Genomic DNA, 3571 nt, shown 5'->3' with positions numbered 1-3571 from the left:
TTGGCTGAGCGCTATCGGAATCGACGGCGGCACTTTACGCGCCGAGTGCATCTACTCGCAGGCATCATCAACTTTGAGCTAGCTCTGGTTAGCTGATTCGTGCAAGAGGTCTAGTGTATAAAGTGTATACCGCTAGCTTCGCCTTACTGAACCAGAATCCGTCCGGTGTAACCCGATCCGTTGTAGCGTTGAAGTACATTTTGGGCGATCGCTTCCGCCTTCCCAACCTCTACCAAAGCAACGCAAGCGCCCCCAAACCCAGCACCCGTCAATCGTGCGCCGAATACGCCACGGGTTTCTTGCAACATTCTCACCAGGGTATCCAACGCCGGTACGGAAACTTCGTAATCGTCCCGCAAACTGGCATGAGAAGCATTCATCAACTCGCCAAAGCGCTCCGGAGAGACGCCCTGTATCGCCTCCAGCACCCGGTTATCCTCTGTAACCACATGAAGAGCGCGACGCCGCAGCGGTTCGGGTAAAGATTCTACAGCTTGCGGATCGGTGATATCTCTGAGCGCCTTCACTCCCAACAACCGTGCTGCTTCCTCACAATCAGCGCGTCGTTGGTTGTAGCCACTTGCCGCCAGGGTACGAGGTACGCCGCTATCGATTACCACAACTTCTGCTCCCTTTGGGAAAGGAAGAACTTGACGTTCCAGCGTGCGCGTGTCCAGAAACAGCATCGAATCAGTGTCAGCAAGGCTGGACGCCATCTGATCCATAATTCCGCATTGCACGCCAGCATAGTGAATTTCTGCCTGTTGTGCGAGTTGGGCGATTTGCACATCATCGAGAGTAAGTGAAAGAAGCGATCTCAATCCTCTGAGAGTCGCCACTTCCAACGCCGCACTGCTAGACAAACCCGAACCAATAGGAACGGAGGATGTAACATACACGTTAACCGGCAAGATAGTGTTACCTTCCTGCTCTAAAAGTCGGATACACCCAAATACATAACTTGCGAAACTAGACGGCGTATGAGTGCTTTCTAAAACGTCTACTTTTTCGTCAAGTTCCGCAGAGTAAAAGTGGTGCTGTTCATCTTTGCTAAATCCCAATTGTACCGTCGTTTTTTGGGGGATAGCTGTTGGGAGGACAAATCCATCGTTATAGTCCGTGTGTTCGCCTAGTAGATTTACTCGTCCTGGTGCGCTGGCTTCGACTTCTGGTTCTGTACCGAATACTTGTTGAAAATTCATCATGGTTTGTTGAGAGAAAGTACCTAGCGATGTTTATAATCGCAACTTCTGCCCCCCTTCAGAAGAAGGAGGGCAGAAATTGCGAGAGCTTTTATCAAACGAAGTCTGTCTTCGCTGACTGTCGAGAGGCAAAGTTTCGGGTCTTTACAAATAGATTTCAAACCGGCTGAGAAGCCTTTCCTAACTATATAGACTCAGGATTCAGTTGAATCATCTCCCAAGTCGTATAGGTTCCAACTGGACTCCAAAGCACATAGGGGAGTAATAAAAGAGCCGATAATCCAGAAATCGGTAATACAAACAATGCTAAAAGAACCCCTAAAATAACGCCCGATCCCCCTAATAGCGTACCGACTGTAAGGCTGCGGAGTCTGAGCGTGGTAGGAATGTAAGCGACTGTGACAATTTCCAAGAGTAGGTAAAGTGCCATCAACAACCAAGTTTTGAGGCTACCTGGATCTTGTTCCCAAATTATGGTTGCTGATAAAGCTCCGCCTGCAAAAACAATCGTCCAGATAAACGGAATCAGAGGCTCAAAGACAAGCCAACTAGGTCGGGTCAAGTTTTTGACCCATTGAGTATCGCGCGGTCTAAACAAGAGACTTCCTAGCGCAACGAATAAGGTCACGCCCCCAATAATCATCATTGAATTAATCATTTTTTTACCCTCTGCGATCGCCTAGCGTGCCAAATGGTTTATCGCTATACTTGCGCTCCCGATTGAGCTGAAGCAACCTGTACAAATCGATCGTGTCAATTTCAAGAATGACTTTAATCAGTCTTTGGTGTGAGAGTGTGGGTAATTTTGACTGTTATTAGCTTAACAGCACCCTTTATCTATCAAAAGATAGATTCAAAATTTCAATCCATTCTAGATATGGAACTTACAGTTTTTTCTACTATTTCTGTGGTGGTAGATGAATCTCATAAATGAAGGGAGTTTAAATAAAGTAGTGATTATGCATCTTCCTTAAGTCTGGCTTGTTTTATCTAAACCAAAACTTCATAAAGTCTCAGTAGAACTACTTAAAGCTAGACCGACCGAATCATGGGGTCTTTAAGGGTTTTTTCGTTTTCCTGGCTCTTCAAAGTTTATTGTTTTGATAAAGATTCAGTATAACTACTAGCATTTTTCTTAAAAAATATGTGAAACTTTCATGACAAGCGAAAACACTCTAAAAAACCTGGCGATCGCCAGATTACCAGCCTAAGTAATTTCCGCAAATATTTATCGCTTCTGTTGAGCGCCAAAGATACACAGTTGCCCTTGGTAAGACAATTGTGGCGATCGCACTTTGGATCATTTCCAATATCAAAATTAAGCTTTACGGAGGGAGGGTTATTTTATGTCTATTTCAACTACTTGGAATAAGTTATCAATGGCTGTTGCCGGTGCAACATTGATTGTAGGAACATTTCATTCGGCTCCTGCGAACGCCATAACATTTAAATTTCAAGGGGATGCTGAAGACGCAGGCTCAGTTGAAGGCAGCTATACCGTCGCCGATGATATCCTCAAAACCTTAGTTAGCGATGTACGGATACAAGCTCCTTTCCTACAGGTAGAGAATCCTTTGGATTTTTTTTCCTTTACCGTGAATGGCAATAACATCTTTAGTGGCAAGCCATCATACTCATCTTTAACATCTTTAATTCCGGTAAATGGAGTCTTTGCTTTCAGGGAGGTTTTGAGACTAGACGTTATAGATGATCGGGGCCTATTTTTCGCCTTTAAGCTAGATGTCGCAACCGCTGATGAAGGACTGATAGAACCGGTTGACCAGTGTTTAGTTAAAGAATGTCAAGGATTTCTGGGTTTTGCCCTTGGAGGTGGAATCAACTCTCCACCAGGCGTTATCGGAGGTGGCTTTGTTCCGCATAAACCTGTGAATGATGTCGAATCCGTACCAGAACCAACGGCAGCGATCGCGCTAGGTGTCATCGGCGCTTCTATGCTAATCCGCAAAAGAAAATTATCGTCCTCGCCACACGCCTAAACTAGATTTCAATTAGCAATATTTGCCAGAATTAACTGCTTTGCTACAGCTGGCAATCCCTAAGAATTTGGCAGATTCATGACGATTGCATAGGCAGTTAAAAGCACCGAGTTTATCAACATTCAACTTTACTGAGGCTCGTTTTATGTCTACTTCAACAATGTGGAAGAAATTGTCAATAGCTGTTAGTGCAGCATTTTTGGCTTTGGGAACAGTTAATTTGGCTCCTGCGAACGCCATAACATTTAATTTTCAAGGAAATCTTGATGGAGACTCAGTTGAAGGCACTTACACCGTCGCCGATGAAATTCTAGACTTATTAGTCAGCGATGTACGGATAGGAAATTATCTAGATGTCAAAAATCCTTTTGA

Annotated in this window: 4 protein-coding genes; 2 read left to right on the top strand and 2 right to left on the bottom strand. The window is 44.7% G+C overall.

Annotation, left to right across the window (positions count from 1 at the left end):
- Positions 1-143: 143 nt before the first annotated feature.
- Positions 144-1202: a galactokinase gene (gene galK / locus H6F50_RS17715; RefSeq protein WP_190413862.1), complete on the bottom strand. Its 1059-nt coding sequence runs from the start codon at positions 1200-1202 to the stop codon at positions 144-146.
- Positions 1203-1386: 184 nt separating this feature from the next.
- The gene (locus H6F50_RS17710) at positions 1387-1860 is read right to left on the bottom strand and encodes a tryptophan-rich sensory protein (protein ID WP_190413802.1); all 474 of its coding nucleotides are present in this window, start codon (positions 1858-1860) and stop codon (positions 1387-1389) included.
- A gap of 688 nt (positions 1861-2548) precedes the next feature.
- On the opposite strand from H6F50_RS17710, the gene H6F50_RS17705 reads away from it, so the two are divergent.
- Positions 2549-3199, top strand: a complete 651-nt coding sequence (locus tag H6F50_RS17705) for a PEP-CTERM sorting domain-containing protein (RefSeq protein WP_190429711.1) — start codon at positions 2549-2551, stop codon at positions 3197-3199.
- A 145-nt stretch (positions 3200-3344) separates the two neighbouring features.
- Positions 3345-3571: hypothetical protein (locus H6F50_RS17700; protein ID WP_190429710.1), on the top strand; the 227-nt coding region annotated here is incomplete at its 3' end.

The sequence above is a fragment of the Coleofasciculus sp. FACHB-712 genome (assembly GCF_014695635.1).
Lineage (GTDB): Bacteria > Cyanobacteriota > Cyanobacteriia > Cyanobacteriales > FACHB-T130 > FACHB-T130.
This window is presented reverse-complemented; position numbering and strand designations above follow the sequence as displayed.